We start from the raw sequence: 14257 nt of genomic DNA on the forward strand, positions 1-14257 counted from the left end.
TCAAACAACACTTGCATCAGCCCCTTCCTGATAGTCAGATAGGCAGCACAACATCATCCAAAAACAAGAACCGGCCTGACGCCCCCTCCAGGACCGGTGGGGAGCCCTCCTGCCATGCGTCAACTGCCCTCGCTCAACACGCTGCGCGTCTTCGAAGAGGTCGCCCGGCATCGCAGTTTCAGTCAGGCAGCCTTGGGGCTGAACGTCACCCAGGGTGCGGTGAGCCGTCAGATCAAGCAGCTTGAAGATTACCTCGGCGTGGCGCTGTTCATCCGTACGCCTCAAGGCTTGTCGCTAACTGAAGCCGGCACCACCCTCTCCCCGCACCTGAGCGACGCCTTCGACCACATCGAACGTGCCTTGCAAGCAGTGCGCGTACCCAACCTGCGGCAGCGTTTGCGCATCGTCGCACCGCCGACCTGGGCCACGCGCTGGCTGTCAGCGCATTTACGGGTGTTCTGCCAACGCTACCCGGACATCAGTTTGAGCGTGACCAACCAGGCCACCCACGACAACCTCGCCGAAACCGACTGCCACATCCGCTTCGGTCTCGAAGCAGCCACTCATTGCCACAGCCAGTTGCTGGTGATGGAGCGACATATCGCCGTGGCCAGCCCGGAACTTTTCATCGAGGGTCAACCGCCCGACCTGCAGCAGTTTCCATTGCTGCACATCCTGCACAACGGCAAGCGCTTGAAGGTTTGGGAAAATTGGCTGGAGACGATGGGCCGCGAAGACATCGATGCCGGACAGGGCCTGGAATTCAGCACGCTCGACCAGGTCATCCATACGGCACTGGCCGGTGGCGGCCTGGCGGTAATCGACCGGCAGATGATCGAAAAGGAACTGGCCAATGGCAGCCTGGTGCCGATCACCCCCGTGGAAGTGATCGGGCCTTATGGCTACTGGCTGGATGTGGCGAACGATAAACAGGGGTTGTCGAAGGTGCGGTTGTTTACCGAGTGGTTAGGGTTAGTCAGTAATCCGTAGTGCACCGAGATCCCTGTAGGAGCTGCCGAGTGAAACGAGGCTGCGATCTTTTGATCTTGAAAAAAAAGTCAAAAGATCGCCGCCTTCGGCAGCTCTTACAGGGGTGGAGGCGTTTTCTAGATTGACGTAGCCACCTTGGCGACCGCAACCACACCACCCTCCACCGGACTCTGCGCCTGGCACGCCTGGCTCAACGTCAACGACTTAGTCTCCGGCGCCCAGGCCCAGGACAGTAACGCACCCAGCGCCAGAATCGCCGCCAGAATGCCCATGGTCGGGCTCAAGCCAATTCCCGCCACGCTCACCGGCAGCAGGAAGGTGCTGACCGCCGAGCCCAGGCGGCTGACGGCGGTGGCCAGGCCAATGCCGCTGGCGCGCACTTCAGTCGGGAAGCTCTCGGCCGGGAACACCCCTACCAGGTTACTCACCGCCGACAACACCAGCGTGAACAAGCCGAACACCAGCACCATCAGGAACGCCGCGCTGCTTGGCAAAACTGCCAGTACGAACAAGGCCACTGCGAGGATGATGAACGAGTTGATCAGGAAGCCGCGGCGGGAGAATTTGATCGTGCACCAGATCCCGATCAACGCACCGAGGATCAGCAGCATGTTCAACATTAACTCGGTACCGAAGCCTTCGGCCAGGCCCATCTTCTGCAGAATCGAGGGCAGGAAGGTGTAAATGGCGAAGTACGGCATGACGATGCACACGAAGAACAGGCAGTTGAACGCGGTGCGTTTACGGTATTCGCGGCTGAACAGCACCGCATAACCAGATCGGGTTTCGGTGGACTGAGTCTCGTCGAGCTCGACGTTGGCGCCCAGGTGTTTTTTGACAATGGCGCGCGCCTCGGCGATACGTCCCTGATTCACCAGCCAGCGTGGCGATTCCGGCGTGCCGATACGGGCGATCAGAATCAATGCGGCGGGGATCGCCGAAGAGGCCAGCATCCAGCGCCAGGCATCATCGCCCAGGCTGAGCATGGCGGTGCCGACGAAGGTGGCGGCGACATAGCCAAACGTCCAGATTACGCTGAAGGAACCGAGCAGCACTCCGCGGTGTTTCTTCGGCGAAAACTCGGCGAGCATGGCATGGCCGACACTGAAATCACCGCCCAGTCCGATACCGATCAGCACACGACAGAGGAACAGGCCCATCGCAGTTTCAGCGTAGAACTGCATCACCGAAGCGATGGTGATCAGCACGAAGCTGACCAGGAAAATTTTCTGCCGGCCGACCTTGTCAGAAATCCAGCCGAAAAACAGACTGCCGAGAAACAGGCCGATCAGCGCAGAAGCGCCGATCAGGCCCTGCCAGAATGCGTCCAGCTGCATCTGCGGGCTAAGCAGGGTGAACGCGATGCCGATCAGGCCAAGAATGTAGCCATCGGTGAAATGCGCACCGAAGGTCAGGCCGGCTATCTTGAGGTGAAAGCGCCCGATGGGCAGGTCATCGATTTTTACCGGTTGTGCGGACATGTAAGTCTCCAATTGTTGTTATTGACGGAGAAATGAAACCGAACGTTTTTATCTGTGGAGCCTGTGCCTACTGACGGATCGAGCTTGCTCGCGATGAACCTGAGAACGCCGGTGGGTGCCTGGCTTCCAGCGTTATCGTTGGCGTCCATCGCCAGCAGGCTCGTCCTAAAATTGATGCGGCGTGCGTCAGAGACCGCCCATCAACAGGTACTTGATCTCCAGGTAATCATCCAGGCCGTACCTGGAACCCTCACGGCCGAGACCCGATTCCTTGATGCCGCCGAACGGCGCGACCTCGGTGGAGATGATCCCTTCATTGATCCCGACCATGCCGGCTTCCAGGCCCTCAGCCATGCGCCACACGCGCCCGATGTCGCGGCTGTAGAAGTAGGCCGACAGACCGTAGGGTGTATCGTTGGCGCGCTGCAGGACTTCGGCCTCGTCCTTGAAGCGGAAACAGGCAGCTACCGGACCGAAAGTTTCGTCCTGGGCGATGAGCATTGCGCTGGAAGCTTCGGCAAGGATGGTCGGTTCGTAGAAAGTGCCACCCAATGCGTGCCGGCGACCGCCACACAGCAGCTTGGCGCCCTTCTCCAGCGCATCGCCCACGTGCAGCTCGACCTTGGCCAGGGCGGCCGCGTTGATCAGCGGGCCCTGCTCGGTTTCACCGTCCAGGGCGCTACCCACGCGCATTGCCGCAACGGCTTCGGCCAGTTTGCCGGTGAAGGCCTCGTAGACTCCGTCCTGAATGAAGAAGCGGTTGACGCAGACGCAGGTCTGCCCGGTGTTGCGGAATTTTGAAGCCATCGCTCCTTTGACCGCAGCGTCCAGATCGGCATCGTCGAAGACAATGAACGGTGCGTTGCCGCCCAGTTCCAGCGAGATTTTTTTCAGGGTGTCGGCGGCCTGTCGCATGAGCAATTTGCCAGTGCGGGTGGACCCGGTGAACGACAGTTTGCGCACGATGCCGGAGGCTTGCAGCGCCCCGCCAATCGCCACGGCATCCCCGGAAACGATGTTGAACACGCCAGGTGGAATGCCCGCCTGTTCAGCCAGCACCGCCAACGCAAACGCTGATAACGGCGTTTCTTCCGAAGGTTTGAGAATCATCGTGCAACCCGCCGCCAGCGCAGGGCCTACTTTGCGGGTGACCATCGCCAGCGGAAAATTCCACGGCGTGATCGCAGCAACGACGCCGATGGCTTCCTTGACCACGATGATCCGCGCATCCGCCTTGTGGCTCGGAATCACATCACCGTAGGCTCGTTTCGCCTCCTCGGCGAACCACTCCAGGAAGCTCGCGGCGTAGACCACTTCACCCATGGCCTCGGCCAGCGGCTTGCCCTGTTCACGGCTGAGCAACGTCGCCAGGTCCTTCTGGTTGCTCAGCATCAGCTCGCTCCAGCGCTTGAGCTTTTGGCTGCGTTCCTTGGCAGTCAATTTGCGCCATGCCGGCAACGCACGGTTGGCTGCTTCAATCGCCAGGTTAGCGGCGCTGGCATCGGCCTTTTGCACCTCGGCAATCAACTCGCCATTGGCCGGGTTGAACACCGGGTAAGTGGCACCACCGCTGGTCCATTGGCCATCGATGAAGTTGCCGTTACGGATCAGCTCGCTCATGCCACAGCCTCGGTCAGGGTGAAGCGTTCCAGGCCCGGACGGGCCGAACGCAAGATACGTTTGCCGGCGGTGTAATCGTTGATCACGTCGCACGGGGTGTAATTGCGTTCCAGTTCATGCAGCTCGTCGGCATCCAGCCGGGTCTCCAGCGCGGCCAGCGCACTGTCGAATTGCGCGGTGGTGTCGGCGCCCACCAGCATGCAATCCACACCCGGATGATTGGCGACCCAGGCCTGGGCAATTTGCGCGTTGGACACGCCTCGCGCGCGCGCCACCCGCTGCACCGAATGCGCGATCTCGAACGAAGCTTCGTCGCTATACATCTGTTGCGTGAAGAAGTCGGTCTGGTTGCGCGTCGATTGCACGTCACCGGTCAACAAGCCACGGGCCAGCGGGCTGAACACCGAGACGCCGAGGCCCTGGTCGCGGCAGAACGGAATCATCTCGCGTTCTTCCTCGCGATAGGCGCAGTTGAGTTGCAGCTGCATGTTGATCGGCTTGACCCAGCCATTGCGCTCGCACGCCATGAGGATTTTCGCCAGCTGACCGGTCAGCATGGTCGACACGCCGATGTAACGCGCCTTGCCCGAACGCACGATCTCGTTCATTGCGCTCATGGTTTCTTCGACCGGGGTGTTCACATCGAAGTAATGCAGCATGAACACGTCGACGTAGTCCATGTTCAGGCGCTTGAGCGACGCATCAATGCTGTCCATGATGTGCTTGCGTGAATGGCCGCTGGCATTGATTCCGGTGCGGGTGCCGTAGCCGACCTTGGTGGTGATCACCAGGTCCTCGCGACGGGCCAGGCGCTTGACGATGCGTCCCACCACTTCCTCGCCAACACCGGCGGAATAGAAGTCCGCGAGGTCGATGAAGTTCACCCCGTTGTCCAGCGCGTGGGCGACGATCGGCTCGCTCTTCTTCTCATCGAAGATCCACGGTTTCCAGTCCGGGGTGCCCATGTTCATGGTGCCCAGGCACAGACGCGAGACTTGCAGGCCGGAGTTGCCCAAACGGATATATTGCATGGCGCGCACCTCAGGCTTTTGGCGTGTAGAAAGGGTTGCTGATGTGATTGACCACATCCGCCAGCTGCGCGGTTTGCGGCTTGCCGGTCAGTGCCGCGACGATGGCGGTGCGGCACGCGTTGTAGTTGTTGCGGTACACCGCATCGAGGTCATCGCAGGCTGGATTGACCCAGTTGGCCGTCACGATCGCCCACTCGTCCTCGGCTTGCGGCGGCAACGTGCCGTCCAGCAGCGCCTCAAGAACAGCCTTGGCAATGCCGGCCTGGGACGCGCCCCAGGTGGCGTTGCCGTGAAGGTCGCTGCTGATCGCGGCCTTGTTGACATAGAGAGTCATGGGCTTGACTGGAATGTTTGGCTGGGCGATCACCATGAACGGGCAATGTCCCTGGCTCGGCGAAGCCAGGCTGGTGGCGAATGCGTGACCCGCCGGGCCATTGCGCGGGCCGATGAGTATATTGATGTGTGCAGCGTTGACGCCCGGGCCTTCGAAACCTTCACCGATGTACAGGTCGAGTTCTTTCATGAGTTTTTACTCTTCAGTGATTTTCTGGATGATCAGAAGTGCACGCAGACGGTAGGAGTCGCGTGGCTAATGTCGAAAATTGAAGAGCGCTGGATGGCGGAAAAATCAGTCATGGCTGCAAACGCTCTTTTTTGTTGTTGATGAGCTGTGTCTGCGATTTTTTACCACTGGGGGTTTGCGCGGCTGTAACCATTAAAAGTCATGGGGGTATGACCCCAGGTCATACCCCCACATTCAAACCTGGCGTCGCGTGGCCATTGTTTTATTGCGACGGTGCGTCTTTTTTCATGGCGTCTTTGGACATTGAATCCTTGCTCATGCCGTCCTTTTGCATCGGGTCTTTTTTCATCGAGTCCTTGGACATCGAATCCTTGTGCATGCCGTCCTTCTTCATCTGGTCCTTTTTCATTGAGTCCTTGGACATCGAGTCCTTGCTCATGCTGTCCTTGCTCATGCCGTCGTTAGTCATCGTATCGGCGGCAAATACGCTGGCAGCACCTACGGCCAGGCACATCGACAGAACAACGCTGGTCAACTTTTTCATGGTGAATCTCCTGAAGCTCAGATTGCGAATGAACGCAGCGAGGGCTGCGCGGTGGTACTTGTCGGGTGATCGTCAGCTGCCACCGAACCAGTTGTAGCCCTGGTCTTCCCAGTAGCCGCCGCTGTAGGTGTTGCTGACGAAAATCGCCTGGATATGCTTGGGGTTCTTGTAGCCCAGCTTGGTCGGCATGCGCAGCTTCATCGGGAAGCCATACTCGCGCGGCAGCACCGCGCCGTCATAGGTCAGCGCCAGCAGGGTTTGCGAGTGCAGCGCGGTGGCCATGTCGATGCTGGTGTAGTAGTCGTCCGCGCATTTGAACCCGACGTACTTGGCGTCGGTATCGGCGCCGATGCGCTTGAGGAAATCGCTGAATCGCACCCCACCCCAGCGGCCGATCGCGCTCCAGCCTTCGACGCAGATGTGCCGGGTGATTTGTTCGGTCTGCGCCATGGCGCGCAGCTCTTCCAGGCGCCAGCTGTGTTTGTCGGCGACCATACCGGTGACTTCCAGACGGTAACTGTCTGCCTCGACGGTGGGCGCTTCGTCGATGCCGTAGAAGGCATTGAACGGAAACGGCCGGGTAATCATCGACGCCGGGTAGGTCGGCGCCAGGGCGTTGGGATTGAACAGCCAGCCCTGCACCCGATCGTTGAAGCGCGACATGGAGGACAACGCAGTCTCGACACTCTCGTTGTCGGTCAGGTTGCAGCCGGACAACATGGCCACTCCGCCGAGGGTCAGGCCACGCATCAGGAAGGAGCGGCGCGAGCGGTCTTCGATTTGCGGGGCGATGATTTTTCGGGCGTCGGCGAGAATGGACGCTTCATCCAGCCCGAGTCCTTGAATGCGCTTTTTCATAGCGGCTCCTTGTGTCCGAACAGCATCGCGAGCAGGGTTTTCGGCACCAGCGCGACCATCACCAGATGCACCGCGACAAAGGCCAGCAACAGCGTCATCGCGATAAAATGCACATGCCGCGCGGCCTCGTAGCCGCCGAGCAGTTCACGTAACAGGGGGAACTGCACCGACTTCCACAGCACCAGCCCGGAGACCACCAGCAACGCGATGTCGAGCATCACGAACAGGTAGGCCAGCCGCTGCACCTGGTTGTACTGGCGCAGGTCTGCATGCCCGAGTTTGCCTTTGAGCGCGGCCAGCAGGTCGTGCCCGACACCTTTGGGCGAGACGGGGAAGAAGCGTCGTGACAGGCGCCCGCTGGCGAGGTTGATCAGCAGATAAATGACCCCGTTGATGGCCAGGAACCACATCGCCGCGAAATGCCATTGCAGGGCTCCACCCAGCCAGCCGCCGAGGGTGATCGAGGCGGGGAAACTGAAGTCGTAGAGCGGCGAGGCGTTGTAGATGCGCCAGCCGCTGGTGACCATCACCAGAACCGCAAGGGCATTGAGCCAATGGGTCAGGCGTAGCCAGCGCGGATGAGTGCTGACCGTTAGTGGCTGCGACATGCTGGCTCTCCCGGTGGCTGTTGTTATTCGTTGGAACCGAGTATGTGGGCCGCCAGATCGCCAAATCCTCACGGAAAGTTAAATTAAACGTGATAACTCCCGACGCCTGGAAAGCAGCCGCCGGCTAAAGTTGTGGTTAAATGCCGCCCCCGCAAACGACCGACCGCAGACGATGAATCCTCAAGCACTCGCCCTCCTCCAAGATCATCTGCTGACCGCCCTGGCAGATGCCCCGACAGAAACCCGCCGCCTGTTCCACGGCCGCGGTCGCTGCTGGCCGGGCCTGGAGCAGGTGACGGTCGACTGGCTGCAAGGCGTGGTACTGGTGTCGCTGTTCAAGGAACCACCCGTGGAACAGCTGGACGGCTTGCGGCAAATCCTGCTGCAGCTCGCCGGCTCGCCCGCATGGCTGACCAGCGGCGCGCATACCCTGGCGGTGCAACATCGCTACCTGCTGCAGAGCACCACCGAGTGGCTGGTGGGGGATGCAATCGACGACATGACCATTACCGAGGGCGGCCTGCGTTATCGGGTGGACCTGGGCCGCAAGCAGAACAACGGGCTGTTCCTCGACATGCGCTACGGGCGTGACTGGGTACGGGCCAACGCCCAGGGCAAGCGGGTGCTCAATCTGTTCGCCTATACCTGCGGCTTTTCGGTGGCGGCGATCGAAGGCGGCGCCGAGCATGTGGTCAACCTGGACATGTCCAGCGCGGCCCTGAGCCGGGGTCGCGACAATCACCGGCTGAACGGGCACGACCTGGGCAAGGTGACGTTCCTGGGCCACGACCTGTTCAAGTCCTGGGGCAAGGTGATTGGCAAGGGGCCGTATGAGCTGGTGATCATCGACCCACCGTCGTTTCAGAAGGGCAGCTTTTTGCTGACCAAGGATTACCAGCGAGTGCTGCGTCGGCTGCCGGAATTGCTGGGGGCCGAGGGCATTGTTCTGGCCTGCATGAATGACCCGGCACTGGGGGCAGATTTTCTGGTCGAGGGTGTGACCCGTGAAGCGCCAAGCCTGCGATTTGAGCAGCGCCTGGAGAACCCGCCGGAGTTTCCAGATACCGATATCGAGTGTGGGTTGAAGGCGTTGGTGTTTCGGTTGTAAATCCGCGGCGCGGCTATCGCGAGCAGGCTCGCTCCCACAGGAACATGCACTCCCGTGTGGGAGCGAGCCTGCTCGCGATGGGAGCGACACGGTTTAAGGTCAACGCGGCTGCAGCACCAGCGCAAACAACTCCCCGTGCCCGCTCACGTTGAGCTTCTGATAAAGATTGCGCCGATGCACCTTCACGGTTTCCGGGGAGATGCCCATCTGCTGGGCGATCGCCTTGCTGGAAAAGCCTTGCAGGATCAGCCGCGCGGTTTCGATTTCGCGAGCCGTCAGGCGTGCGTCGAAGCGGTCCAGCAAGGAGGCCAGGTCGCCGGCTATGGCTTCGCTGGTCGGTGCCAGCGCCGGCAGCAGCTGCACGTGACGGCGGATCGCCGCCAGCACCCAGTCGCGCACGCACAGCAGGCGGCCCTGCTCTTCGAGGGTGAAGCGCGTTGACCGACCGAGGGACAGGCCCAGCACATCACCGTCGATGTTGAGCATGAATTGCAACTCATCGCCGCCCACCACCGACTGGAAGTAGCTGAGATAATACTCGCTCTGCTGGAACTGGTCAGGCGCCACCGATTCGAGGCTGTGCAAGCCGTCGGCAATGCCTGCGCAAGCAGCCTGATAAAACGGATCCAGCAGGTACATGCCGGCACTGTAGTCGGCCAATTCGTCGTGCTCGCTGGCGCCGCCTTTCGAGTCGAAATCGATCAGCAGCCTGGGCACCCGTCCCGCCCGCATCAGCGCCACCAGCGCGTTGTCCAGCGGCACCAGCAGGCGCAGGGTATCGACCAGTGCGCGCCAGAATCCGTCGTGGCCCACCGCAGCAAACACCCGCGCTAACCCCTGGTGCACGGGCAACTCTTTCAACAACGCGTCCACGCACTACCCCTTTCGAGTAACCCATGATGGGAATGGGTGAGCAGCCTGCCTGCCAGTAGGCTGCAGGCACTTTGCATCAACCTGACGATGAGACTACAGATGAAACCACGCGCCCGCGACTTGAACATCCAGTTCGGCCAACTGCAACCCGGCCCCCTCAATGCCATCACCGATGTGCCCGGTGTTCGGGTTGGCCACAGCAATGTGAGGGGCCGCACAGCCAGTGGTCGCGACGTCCTCACCGGCGTCACCCTGATCGAGCCGCGCGCCGGCTCCACCAACCAGCAGCCGTGTTTTGCTGGCGTGCATGTGCTCAATGGCAACGGCGACGCCACGGGCCTGGAGTGGATTCGCGAGGCAGGCCTGTTGACCAGTCCGATCGCCTTCACCAACACCCACAGCCTGGGCGTGGTGCGCGATGCGCTGGTGGCGCTGGATCGCCAGCAGCAACCGGATGACGGTCGACTCTACTGGAACATGCCCGTGGTGCTGGAAACCTTCGACGGCCTGCTCAACGACATCAACGGCTTCCATGTCAAACCCGAACACGTTGCCCAGGCGCTGGAGAGCGCAACCGGCGGCCCGGTGACCGAGGGCGCGGTGGGCGGTGGCAGCGGCATGATCTGCCATGAATTCAAGGGTGGCATCGGCACCGCTTCCCGTCGTTTGAACGCTGCCCAGGGCGGTTGGACGGTCGGCGCCATCGTCCAGGCCAACCATGGCATCCGCAACGAATTGCGGGTCGACGGTTACCCGGTGGGGCGCTACATGGAACAGGCCGACTCACCTTTTCTCAAGGCGTCGTTACCCTACCCCGGCATGGGTTCGATCGTGGTCTGCCTGGCGACCGACGCGCCGCTGCTACCGCATCAGTGCACGCGCCTGGCCCAACGCGCCAGCCTTGGCCTGGCCCGCACCGGCGGCGGCAACGAGGATCACAGCGGCGACATTTTTGTCGCGTTCGCCACTGGCAACCAGATTCCGCCGGCCGCCTATGAAGGCAAAGGCGCAGCCACTTGCGATCAGCTGCGCATGGTCAATAACGATCACATCAGCGAGCTGTTCCTGGCGGCGACCGAGGCCGTGGAGGAAGCCATCATCAACGCCCTGCTGGCCGCCGATTCTGCTGAAGGCAATGGCCATGCCGTGCCGGGACTCGATGCGCAGACGCTGCTCCAGGCCTTGGGTCAGGCGGGATGGCCAGGGGAGTCAGCCAGGGTAAAATGAGTGTGCAACCCAGGCAATGGGCTCAATGCTCCTGCAGGAGTTTCGTCGCCTGGAACAGCGGTTCAGCGGCTGCGAACTAGACTTAGGGCACACGGGACTTCCTCTATAGTCCTGTTCATTCCCGCGACCACCGCCCAGTGGCGCACGCCCTGGACCGTGATCCTGCCAAAGGAGCACACGTGATGGACGAGGCCAGACTCAACGATTTCATGGGCAAACTGATCAACGACATGGGCGGCGCGGCGATGCTCGCCAACGTCATCCTCGGCGAAGAGCTCGGGCTGTACCGGGCCATGGCCGACAGTCAGCCCGTCACCCCCGATGCACTCGCCGACAAGACCGGCTGCAATCCGCGCCTGCTGCGCGAATGGCTCAGCGCTCACGCCGCCTCCGGCTACATGGAACATCAGGACGGCCAGTTCCGCCTGCCGGAAGAACAGGCCCTGGCGCTGGCGATCGAGGACTCCCCGGTGTACGTGGCGGGGGGCGTCGGCGTAGTCGCCTCGTTTTTCCATGACAAGGACAAACTGCTCAAGGCCATGCGTGGCAACGGCGCCCTGGCCTGGGGTGACCACCATCCGTGCATGTTCAGCGGCACCGAACGCTTCTTCCGCCCCGGCTACAAGGCGCACCTGATCGCCGAATGGCTGCCGGCCCTGGACGGCGTAGTCGCCAAGCTGGAGGCCGGGGCCAAGGTCGCGGACATTGGCTGTGGCCATGGCGCATCCACAGTGATCATGGCCCAGGCGTTCCCGGACTCGCGGTTCGTCGGGTTCGACTATCATGCGCCCTCCGTCACCGTCGCCACCCAGCGCGCCGAGGAAGGTGGCGTGGCCGGACGTGCGCGGTTCTTTCAGGGAACTGCCAAGAGTTATCCGGGCGACGACTACGACCTGGTGTGCTACTTCGACTGCCTGCACGACATGGGCGACCCGGTGGGGGCGGCCCGGCACGCGTATCAGTCGCTGAAACCGGACGGCACGGTGCTGCTGGTCGAACCGTTTGCCAACGATGCCCTCGACGACAACGTCACCCCGGTGGGGCGTCTGTTCTATGCCGCCTCCACCTTCATCTGTACGCCCAACTCGCTGTCCCAGGAAGTCGGCCTGGGGCTCGGTGCCCAGGCCGGAGAGGCGCGGCTGCGCGAGGTGTTCATGGAAGCCGGCTTCAAGACATTCCGGCGGGCGACGGAGACGCCGTTCAATCTGATACTGGAGGCGCGCAAGTAGAAACGCCTGACTAGGTTCTGCGTAGGAGCTGCCGAAGGCTGCGATCTTTTGATCCTGATCTCAAAAAATCAAAAATCAAAATCAAAATCAAAAGATCGCAGCCTTCGGCAGCTCCTACAATGTGGGCACCTCTTGGAGTATTGAACATGCTCAATGGCCGTGTCCGCGAACAACTCGATCAGCTCAGCCGCCTGATGGCCGAACAACCGTTCGTGGTCCTCACCGGCGCGGGCATCAGCACGCCCTCGGGTATTCCGGACTACCGTGACAACCAGGGCGTGCGGCGCGGGCGGCAGCCGATGATGTACCAGGAATTTCTCGCGGCCGCCGAATCCCGTCGGCGCTACTGGGCGCGGGCGATGCTCGGCTGGCCGCGGGTGCGCCTGGCCCAGCCGAATGTGGCGCACGAGGCATTGGCCCGGTTGCAAAGCACTCGGCGGATCCGCGCGTTGATCACGCAAAATGTCGACACCCTGCACGATCAGGCCGGCAGCCACGACGTCATCGAGCTGCATGGCAGCCTGCATCGGGTGCTGTGCCTTGATTGCGGGCAACGCAGCGGGCGTGACTCGATCCAGCAGCTGATGGAAGAGCACAATCCGTACCTGGCCGGCGTCGATGCGGTGCAGGCCCCGGATGGCGACACGCTGCTCGACCCGGCCTTCGAAGCCCGCTTTCAGGTGCCGCACTGCCCCCACTGCGCCGGAGAGCGGATGAAGCCGGATGTGGTGTTCTTCGGCGAGAACGTGGCGCAGGTCACGGCAGCGAAGGCCATGGCGGCGGTCGAGAAGGCGGCGGGATTGCTGGTGGTGGGGTCGTCGTTGATGGCGTATTCGGCGTTCCGCCTGTGCCGGGCGATGGCGGATCAGGGCAAGCCATTGATTGCGATCAACCTGGGCAAAACCCGGGCGGATGAGCTTCTTGACCTGAAGATTGAAGCCTCATGCGAACAGCTTTTACCGTTGCTGGCTCAACACCTGTCTTCCTGACAACTGTGGACCCTGTGGGAGCGGGCTTGCCCGCGAAGAAGCCGGCACATCCAGCACATTTATGCGCTGACACACCGCCATCGCGGGCAAGCCCGCTCCCACAGGACAGTGTTCAACCGAGGGACATACGTTGGGCCAGGTTTTCCTCGCGGAGCACATCAAACAACGCCTGCGCCGCCGCCGACAACTCCACCCCTGGCTTGGTCAAAACCCCGATCGCCCGCTCCACCACCGGGTCATGCAGGGTCAGGCAGTGCGCCCCCAATTCGCGCATCTGCCCCGCGCACAAGGCCGGCACCGCGCTGACCCCCAGCCCGCTGGCAACCATGCGCCCGACTGTCGCCAGTTGATGGCTTTCAAACTCCACCGGTAACTTCATCCCCCGTGCCTGCAAGTGCTCTTCGAGCATCACCCGCACTGTTGACGGGCGCTGCAAAGTGATAAATGGCTCCTGCAGCAGCGTCTGCCAGGCGATCTCGTCCAGCTGCGCCAACGGCGAGTCCTGGGGCACGACCGCGACGAAGCGGTCCATGTACAGCGGCGTGAAGGCCAGGGTCGAACTGGTGGCCGGCTCGAACGCCACGCCCAGCTCGACCTGCCGGTCCCGCACCATTTCCAGGACCTGCTCGTTGATCACGTCATTCACGGTGACGTTGACCTTGGGGTAACGCGCGCGGAAAGTCTTGAGGATCGGCGGCAGCAGGTTGCCGGCGAACGAGGGCATGGCCGCCAGCGTGACCCGCCCGCGCTGCAGGGTGAAACGCTGGCGCAGCTCGTCCTCGGCGTTGTCCCAGTCGGCGATCAGCCGACGCGCCAGGGGCACCAGGGATTCACCTTCAGCGGTCAGGGCGACGTTGCGCGTGTTGCGGGTGAACAGTCGCCCGCCCAGGCCCTCTTCGAGCGCCTTGATGGTCAGGCTGAGCGCCGACTGCGACAGGTGCAGGCGTTCGCAGGCCACGGCAAAACTGAGGCTTTGGGCGACGGCGAGGAAGGCGCGGATTTGTTTGATGGTCATGGTCGCTTCGCTCGGTAGGTCGGTCGGTCGGTCGGTCGGTCGGTCGGCGTAGGAGCTGCCGCAGGCTGCGATCTTTTGATCTTATGTTGTAGTGGGCACTTAAAATCGAGATCAAAAGATCGCAGCCTTCGGCAGCTCCTACAGAGGGGTATTTAGTTTTA

14 protein-coding genes are annotated in these 14257 nt (G+C 61.8%); 5 read left to right on the forward strand and 9 right to left on the reverse strand.

Annotated elements, in window-relative coordinates:
- The first annotated feature begins 114 nt into the window (after positions 1 to 114).
- Positions 115 to 990, forward strand: a complete 876-nt coding sequence (locus tag ACYZTK_RS04470; RefSeq protein ID WP_462013328.1) for a LysR substrate-binding domain-containing protein — start codon at positions 115 to 117, stop codon at positions 988 to 990.
- A gap of 116 nt (positions 991 to 1106) precedes the next feature.
- Here the strand turns inward: ACYZTK_RS04470 and ACYZTK_RS04475 are convergent, their stop codons facing one another.
- The 7 genes from ACYZTK_RS04475 to ACYZTK_RS04505 form a co-directional block, all read right to left on the reverse strand.
- Positions 1107 to 2471: an MFS transporter gene (locus ACYZTK_RS04475; RefSeq protein ID WP_462013329.1), complete on the reverse strand. Its 1365-nt coding sequence runs from the start codon at positions 2469 to 2471 to the stop codon at positions 1107 to 1109.
- Between the two features lie 186 nt (positions 2472 to 2657).
- On the reverse strand, positions 2658 to 4091 hold the full coding sequence (locus ACYZTK_RS04480; protein ID WP_462013330.1) for an NAD-dependent succinate-semialdehyde dehydrogenase: 1434 nt from the start codon (positions 4089 to 4091) through the stop codon (positions 2658 to 2660).
- Complete coding sequence (locus ACYZTK_RS04485; RefSeq protein WP_462013331.1) at positions 4088 to 5122, reverse strand: aldo/keto reductase; 1035 nt, start codon at positions 5120 to 5122, stop codon at positions 4088 to 4090. Before ACYZTK_RS04485 ends, ACYZTK_RS04480 begins: the two co-directional genes overlap by 4 nt.
- A gap of 10 nt (positions 5123 to 5132) precedes the next feature.
- Positions 5133 to 5645, reverse strand: a complete 513-nt coding sequence (fae, locus tag ACYZTK_RS04490; RefSeq protein WP_462013332.1) for a formaldehyde-activating enzyme — start codon at positions 5643 to 5645, stop codon at positions 5133 to 5135.
- 262 nt (positions 5646 to 5907) lie between these two features.
- Positions 5908 to 6189 carry a pentapeptide MXKDX repeat protein gene (locus tag ACYZTK_RS04495; protein ID WP_462013333.1) on the reverse strand — a complete coding sequence of 94 codons (282 nt, stop codon included), beginning with the start codon at positions 6187 to 6189 and terminating at the stop codon, positions 5908 to 5910.
- 72 nt (positions 6190 to 6261) lie between these two features.
- The gene (locus tag ACYZTK_RS04500; protein WP_462013334.1) at positions 6262 to 7047 is read right to left on the reverse strand and encodes a molybdopterin-dependent oxidoreductase; all 786 of its coding nucleotides are present in this window, start codon (positions 7045 to 7047) and stop codon (positions 6262 to 6264) included.
- Positions 7044 to 7655, reverse strand: coding sequence for a cytochrome b/b6 domain-containing protein (locus ACYZTK_RS04505; RefSeq protein ID WP_462013335.1), 612 nt, complete (start codon positions 7653 to 7655; stop codon positions 7044 to 7046). Before ACYZTK_RS04505 ends, ACYZTK_RS04500 begins: the two co-directional genes overlap by 4 nt.
- Positions 7656 to 7827: 172 nt before the next feature.
- On the opposite strand from ACYZTK_RS04505, the gene ACYZTK_RS04510 reads away from it, so the two are divergent.
- Positions 7828 to 8763: a class I SAM-dependent methyltransferase gene (locus tag ACYZTK_RS04510; protein ID WP_462013336.1), complete on the forward strand. Its 936-nt coding sequence runs from the start codon at positions 7828 to 7830 to the stop codon at positions 8761 to 8763.
- A gap of 99 nt (positions 8764 to 8862) precedes the next feature.
- Here the strand turns inward: ACYZTK_RS04510 and ACYZTK_RS04515 are convergent, their stop codons facing one another.
- Entirely contained in the window at positions 8863 to 9636 is a 774-nt protein-coding gene (locus ACYZTK_RS04515) for a helix-turn-helix transcriptional regulator (protein WP_462013337.1), read from the reverse strand.
- 99 nt (positions 9637 to 9735) lie between these two features.
- Here ACYZTK_RS04515 and ACYZTK_RS04520 point away from each other — a divergent pair, with 99 nt between their 5' ends.
- From ACYZTK_RS04520 to ACYZTK_RS04530, 3 genes are all read left to right on the forward strand, one after another.
- Positions 9736 to 10863 carry a DmpA family aminopeptidase gene (locus ACYZTK_RS04520; RefSeq protein WP_462013338.1) on the forward strand — a complete coding sequence of 376 codons (1128 nt, stop codon included), beginning with the start codon at positions 9736 to 9738 and terminating at the stop codon, positions 10861 to 10863.
- A gap of 182 nt (positions 10864 to 11045) precedes the next feature.
- A complete protein-coding gene (locus tag ACYZTK_RS04525) occupies positions 11046 to 12092 on the forward strand; it encodes a class I SAM-dependent methyltransferase (protein ID WP_462013339.1) in 1047 nt (348 codons plus the stop codon).
- A gap of 146 nt (positions 12093 to 12238) precedes the next feature.
- Positions 12239 to 13081: an NAD-dependent protein deacetylase gene (locus ACYZTK_RS04530; RefSeq protein WP_462013340.1), complete on the forward strand. Its 843-nt coding sequence runs from the start codon at positions 12239 to 12241 to the stop codon at positions 13079 to 13081.
- Positions 13082 to 13193: 112 nt separating this feature from the next.
- Here ACYZTK_RS04530 and ACYZTK_RS04535 read toward each other — a convergent pair whose 3' ends face one another.
- The gene (locus ACYZTK_RS04535) at positions 13194 to 14096 is read right to left on the reverse strand and encodes a LysR family transcriptional regulator (protein ID WP_462013341.1); all 903 of its coding nucleotides are present in this window, start codon (positions 14094 to 14096) and stop codon (positions 13194 to 13196) included.
- Between the last annotated feature and the right edge of the window lie 161 nt (positions 14097 to 14257).

The organism is Pseudomonas sp. LB3P31 (assembly GCF_054897945.1).

Bases quoted from the DNA above. Each gene is read 5' to 3' on its own strand.
- ACYZTK_RS04525 (WP_462013339.1), top strand. From the start codon at position 11,046: ATGGACGAGGCCAGACTCAACGATTTCATGGGCAAACTGATCAACGAC.
- ACYZTK_RS04505 (WP_462013335.1), bottom strand. From the start codon at position 7,655: ATGTCGCAGCCACTAACGGTCAGCACTCATCCGCGCTGGCTACGCCTG.
- ACYZTK_RS04475 (WP_462013329.1), bottom strand. From the start codon at position 2,471: ATGTCCGCACAACCGGTAAAAATCGATGACCTGCCCATCGGGCGCTTT.
- ACYZTK_RS04480 (WP_462013330.1), bottom strand. From the start codon at position 4,091: ATGAGCGAGCTGATCCGTAACGGCAACTTCATCGATGGCCAATGGACC.
- fae (WP_462013332.1), bottom strand. From the start codon at position 5,645: ATGAAAGAACTCGACCTGTACATCGGTGAAGGTTTCGAAGGCCCGGGC.
- ACYZTK_RS04530 (WP_462013340.1), top strand. From the start codon at position 12,239: ATGCTCAATGGCCGTGTCCGCGAACAACTCGATCAGCTCAGCCGCCTG.
- ACYZTK_RS04510 (WP_462013336.1), top strand. From the start codon at position 7,828: ATGAATCCTCAAGCACTCGCCCTCCTCCAAGATCATCTGCTGACCGCC.
- ACYZTK_RS04535 (WP_462013341.1), bottom strand. From the start codon at position 14,096: ATGACCATCAAACAAATCCGCGCCTTCCTCGCCGTCGCCCAAAGCCTC.
- ACYZTK_RS04495 (WP_462013333.1), bottom strand. From the start codon at position 6,189: ATGAAAAAGTTGACCAGCGTTGTTCTGTCGATGTGCCTGGCCGTAGGT.
- ACYZTK_RS04500 (WP_462013334.1), bottom strand. From the start codon at position 7,047: ATGAAAAAGCGCATTCAAGGACTCGGGCTGGATGAAGCGTCCATTCTC.
- ACYZTK_RS04485 (WP_462013331.1), bottom strand. From the start codon at position 5,122: ATGCAATATATCCGTTTGGGCAACTCCGGCCTGCAAGTCTCGCGTCTG.
- ACYZTK_RS04470 (WP_462013328.1), top strand. From the start codon at position 115: ATGCGTCAACTGCCCTCGCTCAACACGCTGCGCGTCTTCGAAGAGGTC.
- ACYZTK_RS04520 (WP_462013338.1), top strand. From the start codon at position 9,736: ATGAAACCACGCGCCCGCGACTTGAACATCCAGTTCGGCCAACTGCAA.